The following is a 15521-nucleotide window of genomic DNA, read 5'->3' on the forward strand; positions in this document are numbered from 1 at the left end:
TTCTGCCGATAAAGTGTGTCCCTGACAAATGAAAATGTGCTTTGAGTCACGTCCCGAGCCCGGGTGACATGGAACAATAAGCCACTCAATAACCATAAATTCACGCTATTCAGGGGTCGGAAAATGAAAAAGCTCATTATTCCAGCAATCGTAATTGCCGCGGTCGGTGGCTATCTCTACTACCAGAACCAGCAGGCGGCGCCCGAGGCCGATATCGCGCAGGAAGTTGAATCTGCGGTTGAAGAGGCCGGGGCTGCGGTTGAGGAAACCGCCGAAAAGGCAGAGGAAGGCGTAATGGCCTCCAATGACATGGCGGGCGCCGAAGGCGACGTTTTTGCTGACCCGGCAAATATGGCCGAGGAAGCTGAAGAAATGGCCGAGGAAACCATGGATGCCGCCGAGGAAATGGCGGAAGAGTCCATGGACGCCGCCGAGGAAGCCGCGGACACCGTGGCTGATGAAGCGGAAGAGGCTGCTGAAGAGGTGATGGACGAAATGCCCGAGGAGTGATGGCATATCGCGGGATATCCCTCCCTCACCGAGAATACCCGGGCCAGGCCCGGGTATTTTTTTGTCCGGCGAAAACCCGCCACCGGCAAACTGGAGCCACCTCCATGAATCTCAACCAGGTAACACTCCCGGCTTCCGACATGGCCGTGTCCTGCCTCTTCTATCGCCGCCTGGGATTTACCCAGATCGTCGATACCCCGCACTATGCGCGCTTCGAGTGCCCGCATGGCGGCGCGACATTCTCACTCGCCCTGGCGGAGGGGGAGTTTTGTAATGGCGCGGTCATCTATTTTGAGTTGGAAGACCTGGACGAGCGGGTGGCCGTGCTGCGGGAGCGGGGAATAGAGTTTACCCAGTTGCCACAGGACATGCCCTGGTTGTGGCGGGAGGCTGTGTTGTTTGACCCGGCTGGCAACAAGGTCAAGTTATACCGGGCCGGTGATAACCGGCGCTACCCGCCCTGGCGGGTAGCGCCCGGGTCTCCCGGAAGCGCTTAGCCTTAGCCCTGGGCGTTGAACTGCCGCCCGTTGACGTCGCTGCTGTCGTCCCCCATCAGGTACAGGTAGGTGGGCATAAGGTCTTCCGGCGCGGTCACGCCCTTGGGATCCTCGGCAGGGTAGGCTGCCGCCCGCATATTGGTGCGGGTGGCACCGGGGTTGATGCTGTTGACGCGGATGCTGGAAACCCCGTCCATCTCATCGGCCAGCACCTCCATCAGGCCCTCGGTGGCGAACTTGGACACCGCGTAGGCTCCCCAGAAGGCGCGCCCCTTGCGGCCCACGCTGGAGCTGGTGAATACGATGGAGCCGGCTTCGGATTTTTCCAGCATGGGCAACAGGGTCTTGGTGAGGCCGAACGCCGCATTCACGTTGACCTGCATGACCTGTTCCCAGGTGCCGTAGTGGTAGTTGGCGATGGGCGTGCGTTGTCCCAGCAGGCTGGCATTGTGCAGCAGCCCGTCCAGGCGCCCGAATTCCTGGTCTACCGCTTCGGCGAAATGCTCGAAGTTCTCGATCCGGGCCTGTGCCAGGTCCATGGGGAAGATCGCCGGTTGCGGCCCGCCGGCGGCCTCGATTTCGTCGTACACCTGCTCCAGCTTCTGGGTCGTGCGTCCCAGCAGGATCACCGTGGCGCCGTGGGCGGCAAAGGTCCTGGCGGCGGTGCGGCCGATGCCATCACCGGCGCCGGTGACCAGGATAACCTTGTCCCGGAGCAGGTCCGGGGCGGGGGAGTAGTCGCCGATAGTTTCGGGCATGGGGAGTCCTGTCTCCTGTCCTTTCGTTGTTAGGGGCGCCGGGGCGAATCAGGCCCGGAGGTAGCTTTCCTTCAGCAGGGGCCAGATATCACCGGCCGACTCCACCAGGTGGTCCGCATTCCAGTTGGCGGCACTGTCGCCGGCATCGATATAGCCGTAGCTGCAGGCGATGGTAGGCATGCCGGCGGCGCGTCCAGCCTCGATATCCCGCACGTGGTCCCCCACGTAAATGGCTTCGGTGGGTTCGCAGCCGATCTGCGAGCAGGCCAGCAGGATGGGCTCGGGATGCGGCTTGCGGTTGGTCACATGGTCGGGGCAGACCACTGCGCCGGGTTCCGGCAGGTGGGAGAAGGCTTCCATCAGCGGCACCGTGTAGGTGGCCGGCTTATTGGTCACGACGCCCCAGGCGATATCGTTGGCTGCCAGCTGTCCCAGCAGTTCTTCAATACCCGGGAAAAGCACGGTCTCCACCGCCAGGTGGGTCAGGTAGAGGTCGAGGAAACGCTGGCGCAGGACCTCAAACGCCGGGTCACTGGCATCCCGGCCAAAGCCCAGGGACACCATGGCGCCGGCACCGTTGGAAACCACGGCGCGGATCTGGTCCGCCGGCAGTGGCGGCATCTTTTCCTGCTGGCGCAGCTGGTTCAACACCACGATAAAGTCGGGTGCGGTGTCAAAAAGGGTGCCGTCGAGGTCAAACAATACTGCTTTCATGGTACTTCCGGGGGAGTTACTGCATTTTCGTGGCGTGAACCAGGTAGTTCACGTCCACATCCCGAGGATTCAGCCTGTAGTTGCGGGTGACGGGATTGTAGGTCATGCCGGTGATGTCGCGCAGCTCCAGGTCCGCGTCACGCAGCCAGGCGCCCAGCTCCGAGGGGCGGATGAACTTGCCGTACTCGTGGGTGCCCTTGGGCAGCAGCCGCAATACGTATTCCGCGCCCACCACGGCAAAGAGCCAGCCCTTGGGGGTGCGGTTGATGGTGGAGAAGAACAGCTGGCCGCCGGGTTTTACCAGCCTGGCGCAGGCCCGTACCACCGAGGCGGGATCGGGGACATGCTCCAGCATCTCCAGGCAGGTCACGATATCGAAACTTTCCGGCTGCTTTTCCGCCAGCTCTTCCACCGGGATGCGCTGGTAATCCACCTCTGCGCCGCTTTCCAGGGCGTGGAGCCGGGCCACCTTCAGGGGTGCCTCGCCCATATCGATGCCCGTGACTGCCGCACCGCGTTGGGCCATGGCCTCGGTGAGGATGCCACCGCCGCAGCCCACGTCCAGCAGTGACCGGCCGGCCACCGGGGCCCGGCTGTCAATGTAATTGGCGCGCAGGGGGTTGATCTCGTGCAGGGGCTTGAACTCGCCCTCGCGGTCCCACCAGCGGCTGGCCAGTTGCTCGAATTTGGCGATTTCCGCCGGATCAACGTTGGTCATTCACTCTTCCAGTCATGGCCCGGTGCCCTGGGCCCGGGTTTCAGACAACTTGCAACGCGATTTGCTCCCGGCCGGCGCCGGTGCTTCAGCGTATCTCGCCCGCGATTCTATCACGCCAGTAGCGTGTCCGGAGAATCACATCGGTCTCGTTGAGACTCAGCAGTTCCCGCCGGCGAATCAGCGGCCGGCCGCTGACCCACACGTCACTGACATTGTGGCCGTTGCCGGTGTACACCAGCTGGGATACCGGGTCGTGCAGGGGTTGCTGCTCCAGGCCGCCGAGGTCGACCGCGGCCAGGTCGGCGGACTTGCCCGGCTCCAGGCTGCCGATGACGTGGTCGATGCCCAGCGCGCGGGCGCCGTTGATGGTGGCCATTGCCAGCGCCTGCTGGGCGGGCAGCGCCTCCGCGCGGCCGCTGACCGCCTTGGCCAGCAGCGCCGCGGTGTTGGCCTCGGCCAGCAGGTCGAGGCTGTTGTTACTGGCCGCGCCGTCCGTACCCAGGGCCACATTGATACCGCTGTCGAGCAGCTGCGCGGCCGGGCAGAAGCCCGAGGCCAGCTTCAGGTTGGACCTGGGGCAGTGCGCCACATGGGCGCCACTCTCCTGCAGCAGCTCGATGTCCCGGTCGCTGGTGGCGGTCATGTGCACGCAGAGTGTCTGGGGAGTCAGCAGCCCCAGGCGGGCCAGGCGCTCGGTGGGGCGCTCACCGGACTCCGCCAGCGCGCGTTCCACCTCGCCGGTGGTCTCGTGCAGGTGCATCTGTACCGGTACCTGCGCCTCGGCGGCGTAGACGGCGATCTTTTCCAGGGTCGCATCGCCCACGGTATACGGGGCGTGGGGGGCGAATACCACATCGATGCGCTCGTGGGAGCGATAATCGTCCCGCAGTGCCAGGCCTTTCTGCACGGCATCCTCGCCATCGCGGCTCCAGGGGGTGGGAAAGTCGATCACGGGGAAGGCAATCTGGGCCCGGATGCCGGCTTCCCGCGCCACCTCGGCGGTGGACTCGGGGAAGAAATACTGGTCGGAGAAGGTGGTGGTGCCCGAGCGCAGCATCTCGGCGATGGCCAGGCGGCTGCCATCGGCGACAAAGCCGGGCTCCACCCACTTCTGCTCGGTGGGCCAGATATGCTGCTGCAGCCATTCCATCAGCGGGCGGTCGTCGGCGAAGCCCCGCAGCAGGCTCATGGCGGCGTGAGTGTGGGTGTTGACCAGCCCCGGGATCAGCGCGTGCTGCCCCAGGTGGACTTCCTCGGCGGCGCTGTAGCGACTGCTCGCCTCGGCGGCGGGCAGCAGGGCGGCGATCCGGCCGCCATCCACAGCCAGTGCGCAGTCCTCGTAGACCCGCCCAGCGGGTATCACCGGGATGATCCAGCGGGCGTATATCAGGGTGTCAATCTGCTGGTGCTGGGGCCTGGAGGGTTGCATTGCGGTGCCTTTTTGCGGGATTGGGGGCGGTTGGTCAGGCCGTAGACTCTAGCCGCGGCCGGGGGCGCGGACAAGCCCGTGACCGGTGGTTACAGGGAACGTCCTACAGGGCGCCAATTGTGATAACATTGCGCGCTTGATCGATTCCCGGGCTCCCGGTGATGGGGCGGCTTGTGCGCCCGCTGGCGGATGCCTGTTGGCAGTCAGGCCCCGGGAGCTGTGGCGGCGGTGATAACTATTTAAGGAATGCCGGAAAAATATGGGCGAGCTAGCCAAAGAAATCTCTCCGATCAATATCGAAGAAGAACTCAAGCAGTCCTATCTCGACTATGCGATGAGCGTTATCGTGGGCCGCGCGCTACCGGACGTGCGCGATGGCCTGAAGCCGGTCCACCGGCGCGTACTCTTCGCCATGAACGAGCTCAAGAACGACTGGAACAAGCCGTACAAGAAGTCGGCGCGTGTAGTCGGTGATGTCATCGGTAAATACCACCCGCACGGTGACTCCGCGGTGTACGACACCATCGTGCGCATGGCGCAGCCCTTTTCCATGCGCTACACGCTGGTGGACGGCCAGGGCAACTTCGGCTCCATCGATGGCGACAGCCCGGCCGCCATGCGTTACACCGAGATCCGCATGGACAAGCTCGCCCACGAGCTGCTGTCCGACCTGGACAAGGAAACCGTCAATTTCATCGACAACTACGACGGTTCCGAGCAGATGCCGGAAGTGTTGCCGTCGCGGGTGCCCAACCTGCTGGTCAACGGTTCCTCCGGTATCGCCGTGGGTATGGCAACCAATATCCCGCCCCACAACATGGGCGAAGTGGTCAAGGCCTGCCTGGCCCTGATCGATAACCCGGATGTCACCATCGACGAGCTGATGGAGCACATCCCCGGTCCTGACCTGCCCACCGGCGCCATCATCAATGGCCGCGCCGGTATCCTGCAGGCCTACCGCACCGGTCGCGGGCGTATCTATGTGCGCGCCAAGGCCGAGGTGGTCCGCGACGACAAGGCCAACAAAGAAACCATCATAATTCACGAGATCCCCTACCAGCTGAACAAGGCGCGCCTGATCGAGCGCATTGCCGAGCTGGTGAAAGACAAGAAGATCGAGGGTATTTCCGAGCTGCGCGACGAGTCCGACAAGGACGGCCTGCGGGTGGTGATCGAGCTCAAGCGCGGCGAGCTGGGCGACGTGGTCCTGAACAACCTCTATTCCCAGACCCAGCTGGAAAGCGTGTTCGGCATCAACATGGTTGCGCTGGTGGACGGCCAGCCGAAGGTGCTGGACCTGAAGCAGCTGCTCGAGCACTTTGTCCGCCACCGCCAGGAAGTGGTTACCCGCCGCACCGTGTACCTGCTGCGCAAGGCGCGCGAGCGCGGGCATATCCTCGAGGGCCTGGCGATCGCCATCGCCAACATCGACCCGGTGATCGAACTGATCAAGTCCTCGGCTACCCCGGCGGACGCCCGTGAGGCGCTGCTGGCCAAGGGCTGGGCTGTGGGCGAGGTACAGCAGTTCCTGGAGCGCGCCGGCGCCGATGCCTGCCGCCCGGATGACCTGCCGACAGAGTTTGGCATGCGCGACGACGGCTCCTATTACCTGTCGCCGGCCCAGGCCCAGGCGATCCTGGAGCTGCGCCTGCACCGCCTGACCGGCATGGAGCACGACAAGCTGCTGGCCGAGTACAAGGAGCGACTGGAGCAGATCGCCGGGTACCTGCATATCCTGGGTAGTTTCGAGCGCCTGATGGAGGTGATTCGCGAGGAGCTGGAAGAGCTGGTGCGCGACTTCGGCGACGAGCGTCGCACCGAGATCGTGGCCTCCCGCCAGGACCTGACCGTCGAGGACCTGATCACCCCGGAAGACAAGGTGGTCACCATTTCCCATGGCGGCTACGCCAAGAGCCAGCCGCTGGCCGACTACCAGGCCCAGCGCCGCGGCGGTATGGGCAAGTCCGCCACCCAGGTGAAAGACGAGGACTTCGTCGAGCACCTGCTGATCGCGAACTCCCACGACACCATCCTGTGCTTCTCCAACAAGGGCAAGGTGTACTGGCTCAAGGTCTACGAAGTGCCCACCGCCGGCCGCGCCTCCCGCGGGCGGCCGATGGTCAACATGCTGCCGCTGGAGGACGACGAGCGTATCAGCAGCATGATGCCGGTGTCCGAATACGACGAGAACCACTACATTTTCTTTGCCACCGCCAACGGTACGGTGAAGAAGACCCCGCTGCCGGCCTTCTCGCGCCCCCGCACCGTCGGCCTGCGCGCGATCGAGCTGGAAGAGGGCGACCGCCTGGTGGCCACCGCCATCACCGATGGCCAGCGCGACGTGATGCTGTTGACCAGTGGCGGCAAGGCGGCGCGTTTCTCCGAGAGCAATGTGCGCTCCATGGGCCGTGTTTCACGCGGTGTGCGCGGTATTCGTATGCCCGAGGGCAAGTACGTGATCGCCATGGTGATCCCGGAAGAGGACGGCGCAGTAATGACCGTGACCGAAAACGGCTACGGTAAGCGTACACGGCTGGAGGACTTCCCCACCAAGGGCCGCGGTAACCAGGGTGTCATTGCCATCGCCGAGAGTGAGCGCAACGGCGAACTGGTGGGCGCCTGCCAGGTGCACCCGGGTGAGGAGATCATGCTGATTACCGACCAGGGAACCCTGGTGCGCACCCGTGTCGACGAGGTTTCCCTGCTCAGCCGCAACACCCAGGGCGTGCGGGTGATCCGGTTGAAGGAAGGGGAGCGGGTCCGGGGCCTGGCGCGAATCCAGGAGAGTGAGGACGAGGATGAGCAAGAGCAAGAGGGCGGTACAGAGTGACCGCTCCAGGCTTCCCCGAAAAAGGCTGCGATTTATCGCGGCCTTTTTCGACTCAGGGGCACTAAAAATCTCGTTCTGCAGTGATAGACCTTTCACGTAACTACCGTTTTTGCGTCCATCTATCTAGTTTTTTCTGTAACCATTTTTTTCAGGTGTTGGAATTCAATCGATGAGGAAATTCAATTTCTGTGCCGGTCCCGCTGCATTGCCGGAGCCGGTTTTGCGACAGGCGCAAGAAGAGTTGCTCGACTGGGGTGGTCGTGGCTGCTCGGTGATGGAGGTGAGCCATCGCTCGCCGGAATTCACCGAGGTTGCAGAAACCGCCGAGCAGGACCTGCGCGACCTGCTCGCCATTCCGGAAAATTACCGGGTCCTGTTCCTGCACGGTGGCGCCACGGCGCAGTTCAGTGCCGTGCCCTGGAACCTGTTCGGCGGCCCGGGCCGTGTTGCCGACTATATTTACACGGGTCAGTGGGCCAAGAAGGCAATCGCCGAGGCCCGCCGCTACGGCCCGGTCAACGTGGTGGCATCCAGCGAGGATCGCAACTTCAGCTACGCCCCCGGCCCGGACAGCTGGCAGGAGAGTGATGACGCCGCCTATTTTCATTACACGCCCAATGAAACCATCGGCGGGGTGGAGTTTGATTATGTGCCGGAGGTATCCAGCCCGCTGGTTGCGGATATGTCCTCCAATATCCTCTCGCGACCGATCCCGGTGGAAAAATTCGGCATGATCTACGCCGGTGCGCAGAAGAATATCGGCCCGTCCGGCATTGCGGTGGGCATTGTCCGTGACGACCTGCTGGACCGGGCAATGGACGGTATTCCCCGCAGCCTCAACTGGAAGGTGGCGGCGGATGCCGGCTCCATGGATAACACACCGCCCACTTTTGCCTGGTACCTGTCGGGGCTCGTGTTCAAGTGGCTGAAGGGGCGTGGCGGTGTCGCCGCAATGGAGGCGGAAAGCCGCCACAAGTCCTCCATGCTGTACGACTTTATCGATTCCAGTGATTTTTACTCGAGTCCGGTAGAGCCTGGAAGCCGCTCGCGCATGAATGTGCCGTTTGTGCTTGCGGATGACAGCCTGGACCGGGCTTTCCTCGAGCAGTCGGAGGCGGCCGGCCTGCTGAACCTGAAGGGCCACCGCTCGGTGGGCGGCATGCGCGCGTCGCTGTACAACGCCGTGCCGGTCGAGGCTGTAGAGGCGCTGGTAGCGTTTATGGCGGACTTCGAAAAACGGTTGGGATGAGTGATTAACAGGGAAAATTGTGAGCAAGGGGATGTCTGAAAAAACTTTGAATGCGGATCCGCGGCTGGTTGCGCTGCGTGATCGAATCGACGAAATCGACGGCAAGATCGCGGCACTGATCAGTGCCCGTGCCGAGTGCGCACTGGAAGTGGCCGAGGTGAAGAAGGCCACCGGGGCCAGCGCCCTGTATTACCGTCCCGAGCGCGAGGCCCAGGTCCTGCGGCGGGCCATGGAGCGCAACAAGGGGCCCCTGACCGACGAGGAAATGGCGCGCCTGTTCCGGGAGATCATGTCCGCCTGCCTGGCACTGGAAGAACCAGTCAAGGTGGCCTACCTGGGCCCCGAGGGTACCTTTACCCAGCAGGCGGCGATCAAGCACTTCGGCCACTCCGCCGAGAGCCGGCCGCTGGCGGCCATCGATGAAGTGTTCCGCGAGGTGGAGGCCGGTGCAGTGGCGTACGGCGTGGTGCCGGTGGAGAATTCCACCGAGGGGGTGATCAACCACACCCTCGACAACTTCATGCACTCCAACCTGCACATCTGCGGCGAGGTGGAGCTGCGCATCCACCACCACCTGATGATCTCCGATATCACGCGGCCCGACGCCATCACGCGCATCTACTCCCATGCCCAGAGCCTGGCCCAGTGCCGCAAGTGGCTGGATGCCCATTATCCGCACGTGGAGCGAGTGGCGGTGGCCAGTAATGCGGAGGCCGCCAAGCGGGTCAAGGGTGAGTGGAATGCTGCAGCGATCGCCGGTGACATGGCGGCGGAGCTCTACGGCCTGAAGGTGCTGGCGGAAAAGATCGAGGACCGCCCCGACAACTCAACCCGCTTCCTGATCATCGGTTCCGAGCAGGTGCCTGCCAGCGGCGATGACAAGACCTCGCTGATGGTCTCCATGCGCAATGAACCCGGTGCACTGCACGACCTGCTGGCGCCATTCCAGCGCCATGAAATCGACCTGACGCGGGTCGAGACGCGTCCGTCGCAATCGGGCAACTGGACCTACGTGTTCTTTATCGACTTTATCGGCCACCGGGATGCCGCGGATGTGGCCGAGGCCCTGAGTGACGTTGGTGCCCGCGCCGCAGACCTGAAAGTCCTGGGATCCTACCCGCGCGGGGTATTGTGATGCCGGAGCCGATTGTCGGCCGCCTGGTGGTGGTGGGTATCGGGCTGATCGGCGGCAGCCTCGCACTGTCGCTGAAAGCCGCGGCGGCGTGCCGCGAAGTCATCGGCGTGGCACGGCGCAGGCAAACCTGCGAGCAGGCGATTGAGCTGGGGATCGTCGACCGGGCGGAGGTATCGCTGGAGAGCGTGTTGCCGGAGCTGGGTGAGGGCGACGTGATTTTTGTCGCTGTGCCCACCCTGGCAGTGCAGGGCGTATTCGAGGTGTTGCGCGACAGGCTGCCGGCCGGGGTCACTGTAACGGATGGTGCCAGCGTCAAGGGCAGCGTGGTGGAAGCCGCGGGCCGGGTGTGGGGGCGCCTGCCGGAGTTCCTGGTGCCGGGGCACCCCATTGCCGGGTCCGAGCAGAGCGGTGTTACCGCCGCCCGCGATGATCTCTATATCGCCCACCGGGTAATCCTCACCCCGCTTGCGGAGACCGCGGCAAGCCACTTTCAGCGCGTGGAGCGCATGTGGCAGGCCGCGGGCGCGGAAGTGCTGACCATGCCGGTGCGCGAACACGACGAAGTGCTGGCGGCCACCAGCCACCTGCCGCACGTGATCGCCTATGGGCTGGTGGACACCCTGGCCCACGATGCCGAGAACGAGAACATCTTCCGTTATGCCGCTGGTGGCTTTCGCGACTTTACCCGGATCGCCTCCAGTGACCCCACCATGTGGCGGGACATCATGCTGGCGAATCGCGATGCCATCCTGGCGGCGATCGACCTCTACAGTGCCAATCTCTCCGAGCTGCGCGGTGCCATCGCCACCGGCGACAGCGACCGGTTGATGGGCATCTTCACCCGGGCCAAGGCGGCCCGGGATCACTTTACAAAAATGTTGGCCAAGAAAGCGTACACAGAAAATATGCAAGAACAGGAAGTGACCTTTATCGCGCGCCCCGGCGGCGCGGTTTCCGGCAGCCTGCGGGTGCCCGGTGACAAATCCATGTCCCATCGCTCGATTATGCTCGGTTCCCTTGCGGAGGGAGTGACCGAGGTGGAGGGGTTCCTCGAGGGGGAGGACGCGCTCGCCACCCTGCAGGCCTTCCGCGATATGGGGGTGGTCATCGAGGGGCCAGACAATGGCCGGGTGGTCATTCACGGGGTGGGCCTGCACGGCCTGCAGGCACCGCCGGGGCCCCTGTACCTGGGTAACTCCGGCACCTCGATGCGCCTGCTGGCGGGCCTGCTGGCGGGGCAGTCTTTCGATGTCACGCTGACCGGCGATGAGTCCCTGTCGAAGCGCCCGATGAACCGGGTCGCCGACCCGCTGCGGGAAATGGGGGCCGAGATCGGGACCGGGCCGGAGGGGCGCCCGCCCCTGAAAATTACCGGCGGCCGCCAGCTGCACGGTATCGATTACAGGCTGCCCATGGCCAGTGCCCAGGTAAAGTCCTGTGTGCTGCTGGCGGGCCTGTATGCCGAGGGCGAGACCAGCACCACCGAACCGGCGCCGACCCGCGACCATACCGAGCGGATGCTCACGGGCTTTGGTTACGAGGTGCAGCGCGACGGGCCCCGGGCCAGCCTGCGCGGCGGCGGGCGCCTGCGGGGCGGCCGTATCGATGTGCCGGCGGATATCAGCTCCGCGACCTTCTTCATGGTGGCGGCGGCCATCGCGCCGGGGTCCGAGGTCTTGCTGGAGCACGTGGGTATCAATCCCACCCGCGACGGCGTGATCAATATCCTGCGGGCGATGGGGGCGGATATCGAGCTGCTCAACCGTCGCGAGGTGGGCGGCGAGCCGGTGGCGGACATCCGGGTGCGCCACGCGCCGCTGGCCGGTATCCGTATCCCCGAGGCCCAGGTGCCACTGGCGATTGACGAGTTCCCGGCCCTGTTTGTCGCCGCGGCCTGCGCTGCGGGCAAGACGGTCCTCACCGGCGCGGAGGAACTGCGGGTCAAGGAGAGTGACCGTATCCAGGCAATGGCGGACGGCCTCGAGATCCTGGGTGTGCGGGCAGAGCCGACGCCGGACGGAATCGTGATAGAGGGCGCCGGCGAAGGTGCGGTTTTTGATGGTGGCACAGTCGACAGCCTGGGTGATCACCGAATTGCCATGGCATTTGCGGTGGCATCTTTGCGCGCACGCGATACCATTCGCATCCAGAATTGTGCCAACGTGGCGACATCCTTCCCGGATTTCGTCCGCCTGGCACAGCGTGCCGGGATGAACCTGGCGCAGGAGTAGCGGCGGTTCCACCACTGTGGCCCCGGCCCGTGGCAGGGCTGCCGCCCCGCGAAGTAGTACCAGACAGAAGCACCCGACAATATGACAGACACTGAACAGCGGCCGCCGGTGGTGGCCATCGACGGGCCCAGCGGCTCCGGCAAGGGGACAATCGCCCGCCTGCTGGCGGAACAGCTGGGCTACAGCCTGCTGGATTCCGGCGCCCTGTACCGCCTTACCGCCCTGGCGGCACTGGAGCGCGAGGCCGACCTGAGCGATGAGGCTACGCTGACGGAGATCGCCGCCAACCTGGATATCCGCTTTGAACTGCACAATGGCGACACCGCCGCCATACTGGAGGGGCGGGATGTCAGCCGGGATATCCGCATGGAGCGTGTCAGCATGGCGGCATCGAAGGTAGCGGCCATGCCCGGTGTGCGGGCGGCTTTGCTGCAGCGCCAGCGGGACTTCCGCCAGTCCCCGGGGCTGGTGGCGGATGGCCGCGATATGGGCACCACGGTTTTTCCCGACGCGCCGGTCAAGGTCTTCCTGACCGCCAGCGCGGAAGAGCGCGCCCGGCGGCGCTTCGAGCAGTTGCGGGAGAAAGGGGTTTCTGTTAGCCTCCGCGACCTGCTGGAGGACATCCGCGCCCGTGACGCGCGCGATATGAACCGCGAGGCCTCCCCGCTGGCTCCCGCCGAAGACGCGGTTGAGCTGGACAGTACCGGGGTGGATATCGACGGTGTGCTACAGCAGGTAATGGGATTGGTTCGCGAGCGCATCGGTACCGGGTAGGGTACTGCGCCGGGGCCACAGCCCAGAAAGAATTTCCAACGACAACGGCCGGGGTCAGCCAGAATCGCCCGGCCGTTGTTGTAATCTGACCCCGCGTGCTGGCAGCGCGGGTGGGGCCTTTGCTGGCGGTTGACTAGAATTCAATGTTGCCATCGGCTGGGTCCAGTTATATAGGTAATGTAATGAGCGAAAGCTTTGCTGATCTATTTGAAGAGAGCCTGAAAAGCGTAGAAATGGCCCCCGGTTCCATCGTGACCGGTGTGGTAATCGACGTGGACAAAGACTGGGTGACTGTACACGCCGGCCTGAAGTCTGAAGGTGTTATCCCCGCTTCCCAGTTCGCCGACGAGAACGGGGAAGTAAGCCTGCAGCCGGGCGACGAAGTACAGGTAGCCCTGGAAGCAGTTGAAGACGGTTTCGGTGAAACCCGTCTGTCCCGCGAGAAGGCCAAGCGCGCTGAAGCCTGGAAGATCCTCGACGCTGCCCACGCGGCCGACGAAGTGGTCAAGGGTGTTATCAGCGGCAAGGTCAAGGGTGGCTTTACCGTCGACGTATCCAACATCCGCGCGTTCCTGCCGGGTTCCCTGGTAGATGTGCGCCCGGTGCGCGACACTGCCCACCTGGAAGGCAAAGAGCTCGAGTTCAAGGTCATCAAGCTGGACGCCAAGCGCAACAACGTTGTGGTTTCCCGTCGTGCGGTCATGGAAGCGGCCAACAGCGAAGAGCGCGAAGCGCTGCTGGAAAGCCTGCAGGAAGGCATGACCATCAAGGGTATCGTGAAGAACCTGACCGACTACGGTGCCTTCGTGGACCTGGGCGGTATCGACGGCCTGCTGCACATCACCGACATGGCCTGGAAGCGCATCAAGCATCCGAGCGAGATCGTGAACGTTGGCGACGAGATCGAAGTCAAGGTTCTGAAGTTCGACCGCGAGCGCAGCCGTGTATCCCTGGGCCTGAAGCAGCTGGGCGAGGATCCGTGGGTCTCCATCAAGCAGCGTTACCCGGAAAACAGCCGCGTAAAAGCGACTGTGACCAACCTCACCGACTACGGCTGTTTCGCCGAGCTGGAAGAGGGCGTCGAGGGTCTGGTACACGTTTCCGAAATGGACTGGACCAACAAGAACATCCACCCGTCCAAGGTCGTCTCTGTTGGCGACGAGATCGAGGTGATGATCCTGGATATCGACGAAGAGCGTCGTCGTATTTCCCTGGGTATCAAGCAGTGCCAGGAAAACCCGTGGGATGCCTTCGCGCGTAAATACGCCAAGGGCGACAAGATTTCCGGCAAGATCAAGTCCATCACCGATTTCGGTATCTTCATCGGCCTGGACGGCAGCATCGACGGCCTGGTACACCTGTCCGATATCTCCTGGAACGAGTCCGGCGAAGACGCCGTGCGCAAGTTCAAGAAGGGCGACGAGATCGAGACCGTTATCCTGGGTATCGACTCCGATCGCGAGCGTATCTCCCTGGGTATCAAGCAGCTGGAGTCCGATCCGTTCACCGATTACGTGACTGCCAATGATCGCGGCACCATCGTGAAGGGCACCATCAAGGAAGTTGACGCCAAGCAGGCTGTCATCACCCTGGCGGACGAAGTCGAAGGCGTACTGCGCGCTTCCGAAATCAGCCGCGACAAGGTGGAAGATGCCCGCAACGTCCTGAAAGAAGGCGAAGAAGTAGAGACCAAGATCACCAGCGTGGATCGCAAGAACCGCGTGATCAGCCTCTCCATCAAAGCCAAGGACCAGGAAGACGAGAAGCAGGCCATCAAGGATCACAGCAAGAAGCAGGCTGAGCAGGTTCAGCCGGCGACTATCGGTGACCTGATCAAGGCCCAGATGAACAACAAAGACTGATAGTCTCTGGTTGTTGATCGCCCCGGGCTGATTGCTTGGGGTTATAAGAAAGCCGGACTGGGGTTGCCCAGTCCGGCTTTCTGTTACATGATTGCCCTCTAATCTAGAATAATCAATGACTTACACAAGGTTTAGGGGCGCATGACCAAGTCCGAGCTGATCGAAAGGATTGCGTTGAGGTTGGACCAGCTGCCAGTCAAAGATGTCGAGCTGGCGGTCAAAGTAATGTTGGATTCCATGTCGGATGTCCTCGCCAAGGGAGAGAGGATCGAGATCCGCGGGTTTGGCAGTTTTTCCCTGCACTACCGTGCACCGCGCACCGGCCGCAATCCCAAGACGGGAGACGCCGTGGCACTGGCAGGTAAATATGTGCCCCATTTCAAACCCGGTAAGGAATTGCGCGACAGGGTCAACCAGCGCATGCACGAAGAGACCATCTCCGAAGTATGATTGGCGGTATTTCCCGTCGTTGATTTGTTAGCCCTTGCCCGAGGCGGAGGTTCCCTTGTCATTCTTGCGCTGGCTATTGCGTATCCTGTACGGGGCCCTGGCCCTTATCTGTATCGCAATCGGTGTCTATTTCGCAGTCGATAACCCCCAGAGCATCGCGCCCCGGTTTGCCGGCCTGGTGATGCCGGAGGGCAGTGTGGGGTTCTGGTTGATCGGCGCTCTCCTGTTCGGGGTCCTGCTGGGCTTTATCGTCAGCCTGTTGCCACTCTATGCCGAGCGTCGCCGCGTGCGTGGATTACAGAGGCAGCTGGACCGCACGGAAGAGGAACTCTACACGGTGCGCCGCAAGGTGTCCGGAGACTGA

General features: G+C 63.2%; 14 protein-coding genes. 10 read left to right on the forward strand and 4 right to left on the reverse strand.

Annotated elements, in window-relative coordinates:
- Nucleotides 1-123 precede the first annotated feature (123 nt).
- The gene (locus LVE68_RS17550) at nucleotides 124-510 is read left to right on the forward strand and encodes a hypothetical protein (protein WP_232941740.1); all 387 of its coding nucleotides are present in this window, start codon (nucleotides 124-126) and stop codon (nucleotides 508-510) included.
- Nucleotides 511-614: 104 nt separating this feature from the next.
- Complete coding sequence (locus LVE68_RS17555; protein WP_232941741.1) at nucleotides 615-1007, forward strand: VOC family protein; 393 nt, start codon at nucleotides 615-617, stop codon at nucleotides 1005-1007.
- Nucleotides 1008-1009: 2 nt separating this feature from the next.
- Here LVE68_RS17555 and LVE68_RS17560 read toward each other — a convergent pair whose 3' ends face one another.
- The 4 genes from LVE68_RS17560 to LVE68_RS17575 all read right to left on the reverse strand — a co-directional run bounded on the left by LVE68_RS17560 (nucleotide 1010) and on the right by LVE68_RS17575 (nucleotide 4626).
- Nucleotides 1010-1765, reverse strand: a complete 756-nt coding sequence (locus LVE68_RS17560) for a YciK family oxidoreductase (protein ID WP_232941742.1) — start codon at nucleotides 1763-1765, stop codon at nucleotides 1010-1012.
- Between the two features lie 48 nt (nucleotides 1766-1813).
- Entirely contained in the window at nucleotides 1814-2479 is a 666-nt protein-coding gene (locus LVE68_RS17565; RefSeq protein WP_232941743.1) for an HAD-IA family hydrolase, read from the reverse strand.
- Between the two features lie 16 nt (nucleotides 2480-2495).
- Complete coding sequence (ubiG, locus tag LVE68_RS17570) at nucleotides 2496-3197, reverse strand: bifunctional 2-polyprenyl-6-hydroxyphenol methylase/3-demethylubiquinol 3-O-methyltransferase UbiG (RefSeq protein WP_232941744.1); 702 nt, start codon at nucleotides 3195-3197, stop codon at nucleotides 2496-2498.
- A gap of 85 nt (nucleotides 3198-3282) precedes the next feature.
- A complete protein-coding gene (locus LVE68_RS17575; RefSeq protein ID WP_232941745.1) occupies nucleotides 3283-4626 on the reverse strand; it encodes a TRZ/ATZ family hydrolase in 1344 nt (447 codons plus the stop codon).
- A 259-nt stretch (nucleotides 4627-4885) separates the two neighbouring features.
- On the opposite strand from LVE68_RS17575, the gene gyrA reads away from it, so the two are divergent.
- The 8 genes from gyrA to LVE68_RS17615 all read left to right on the forward strand — a co-directional run bounded on the left by gyrA (nucleotide 4886) and on the right by LVE68_RS17615 (nucleotide 15521).
- Entirely contained in the window at nucleotides 4886-7456 is a 2571-nt protein-coding gene (gene gyrA / locus LVE68_RS17580; RefSeq protein WP_232941746.1) for a DNA gyrase subunit A, read from the forward strand.
- 169 nt (nucleotides 7457-7625) lie between these two features.
- The gene (serC, locus tag LVE68_RS17585; protein WP_232941747.1) at nucleotides 7626-8705 is read left to right on the forward strand and encodes a 3-phosphoserine/phosphohydroxythreonine transaminase; all 1080 of its coding nucleotides are present in this window, start codon (nucleotides 7626-7628) and stop codon (nucleotides 8703-8705) included.
- Nucleotides 8706-8736: 31 nt separating this feature from the next.
- On the forward strand, nucleotides 8737-9840 hold the full coding sequence (gene pheA / locus LVE68_RS17590; protein WP_232941748.1) for a prephenate dehydratase: 1104 nt from the start codon (nucleotides 8737-8739) through the stop codon (nucleotides 9838-9840).
- Entirely contained in the window at nucleotides 9840-12071 is a 2232-nt protein-coding gene (locus tag LVE68_RS17595) for a bifunctional prephenate dehydrogenase/3-phosphoshikimate 1-carboxyvinyltransferase (protein WP_232941749.1), read from the forward strand. The genes pheA and LVE68_RS17595 overlap by 1 nt, the downstream gene beginning before the upstream one ends.
- Before the next feature lie 81 nt (nucleotides 12072-12152).
- Nucleotides 12153-12845: a (d)CMP kinase gene (gene cmk / locus LVE68_RS17600; RefSeq protein ID WP_232941750.1), complete on the forward strand. Its 693-nt coding sequence runs from the start codon at nucleotides 12153-12155 to the stop codon at nucleotides 12843-12845.
- Between the two features lie 182 nt (nucleotides 12846-13027).
- Nucleotides 13028-14707: a 30S ribosomal protein S1 gene (gene rpsA, locus LVE68_RS17605; protein ID WP_232941751.1), complete on the forward strand. Its 1680-nt coding sequence runs from the start codon at nucleotides 13028-13030 to the stop codon at nucleotides 14705-14707.
- Between the two features lie 141 nt (nucleotides 14708-14848).
- Nucleotides 14849-15157, forward strand: coding sequence for an integration host factor subunit beta (gene ihfB, locus LVE68_RS17610; RefSeq protein WP_232941752.1), 309 nt, complete (start codon nucleotides 14849-14851; stop codon nucleotides 15155-15157).
- 55 nt (nucleotides 15158-15212) lie between these two features.
- Entirely contained in the window at nucleotides 15213-15521 is a 309-nt protein-coding gene (locus LVE68_RS17615) for a LapA family protein (protein WP_232941753.1), read from the forward strand.

It is taken from the genome of Microbulbifer sp. YPW16, from assembly GCF_021290385.1.
Taxonomy (GTDB): domain Bacteria; phylum Pseudomonadota; class Gammaproteobacteria; order Pseudomonadales; family Cellvibrionaceae; genus Microbulbifer; species Microbulbifer zhoushanensis.

Coding starts and splice junctions, on each gene's coding strand:
- LVE68_RS17550 (WP_232941740.1), top strand. CDS start 124: ATGAAAAAGCTCATTATTCCAGCAATCGTAATTGCCGCGGTCGGTGGC.
- LVE68_RS17555 (WP_232941741.1), top strand. CDS start 615: ATGAATCTCAACCAGGTAACACTCCCGGCTTCCGACATGGCCGTGTCC.
- LVE68_RS17560 (WP_232941742.1), bottom strand. CDS start 1,765: ATGCCCGAAACTATCGGCGACTACTCCCCCGCCCCGGACCTGCTCCGG.
- LVE68_RS17565 (WP_232941743.1), bottom strand. CDS start 2,479: ATGAAAGCAGTATTGTTTGACCTCGACGGCACCCTTTTTGACACCGCA.
- ubiG (WP_232941744.1), bottom strand. CDS start 3,197: ATGACCAACGTTGATCCGGCGGAAATCGCCAAATTCGAGCAACTGGCC.
- LVE68_RS17575 (WP_232941745.1), bottom strand. CDS start 4,626: ATGCAACCCTCCAGGCCCCAGCACCAGCAGATTGACACCCTGATATAC.
- gyrA (WP_232941746.1), top strand. CDS start 4,886: ATGGGCGAGCTAGCCAAAGAAATCTCTCCGATCAATATCGAAGAAGAA.
- serC (WP_232941747.1), top strand. CDS start 7,626: ATGAGGAAATTCAATTTCTGTGCCGGTCCCGCTGCATTGCCGGAGCCG.
- pheA (WP_232941748.1), top strand. CDS start 8,737: ATGTCTGAAAAAACTTTGAATGCGGATCCGCGGCTGGTTGCGCTGCGT.
- LVE68_RS17595 (WP_232941749.1), top strand. CDS start 9,840: ATGCCGGAGCCGATTGTCGGCCGCCTGGTGGTGGTGGGTATCGGGCTG.
- cmk (WP_232941750.1), top strand. CDS start 12,153: ATGACAGACACTGAACAGCGGCCGCCGGTGGTGGCCATCGACGGGCCC.
- rpsA (WP_232941751.1), top strand. CDS start 13,028: ATGAGCGAAAGCTTTGCTGATCTATTTGAAGAGAGCCTGAAAAGCGTA.
- ihfB (WP_232941752.1), top strand. CDS start 14,849: ATGACCAAGTCCGAGCTGATCGAAAGGATTGCGTTGAGGTTGGACCAG.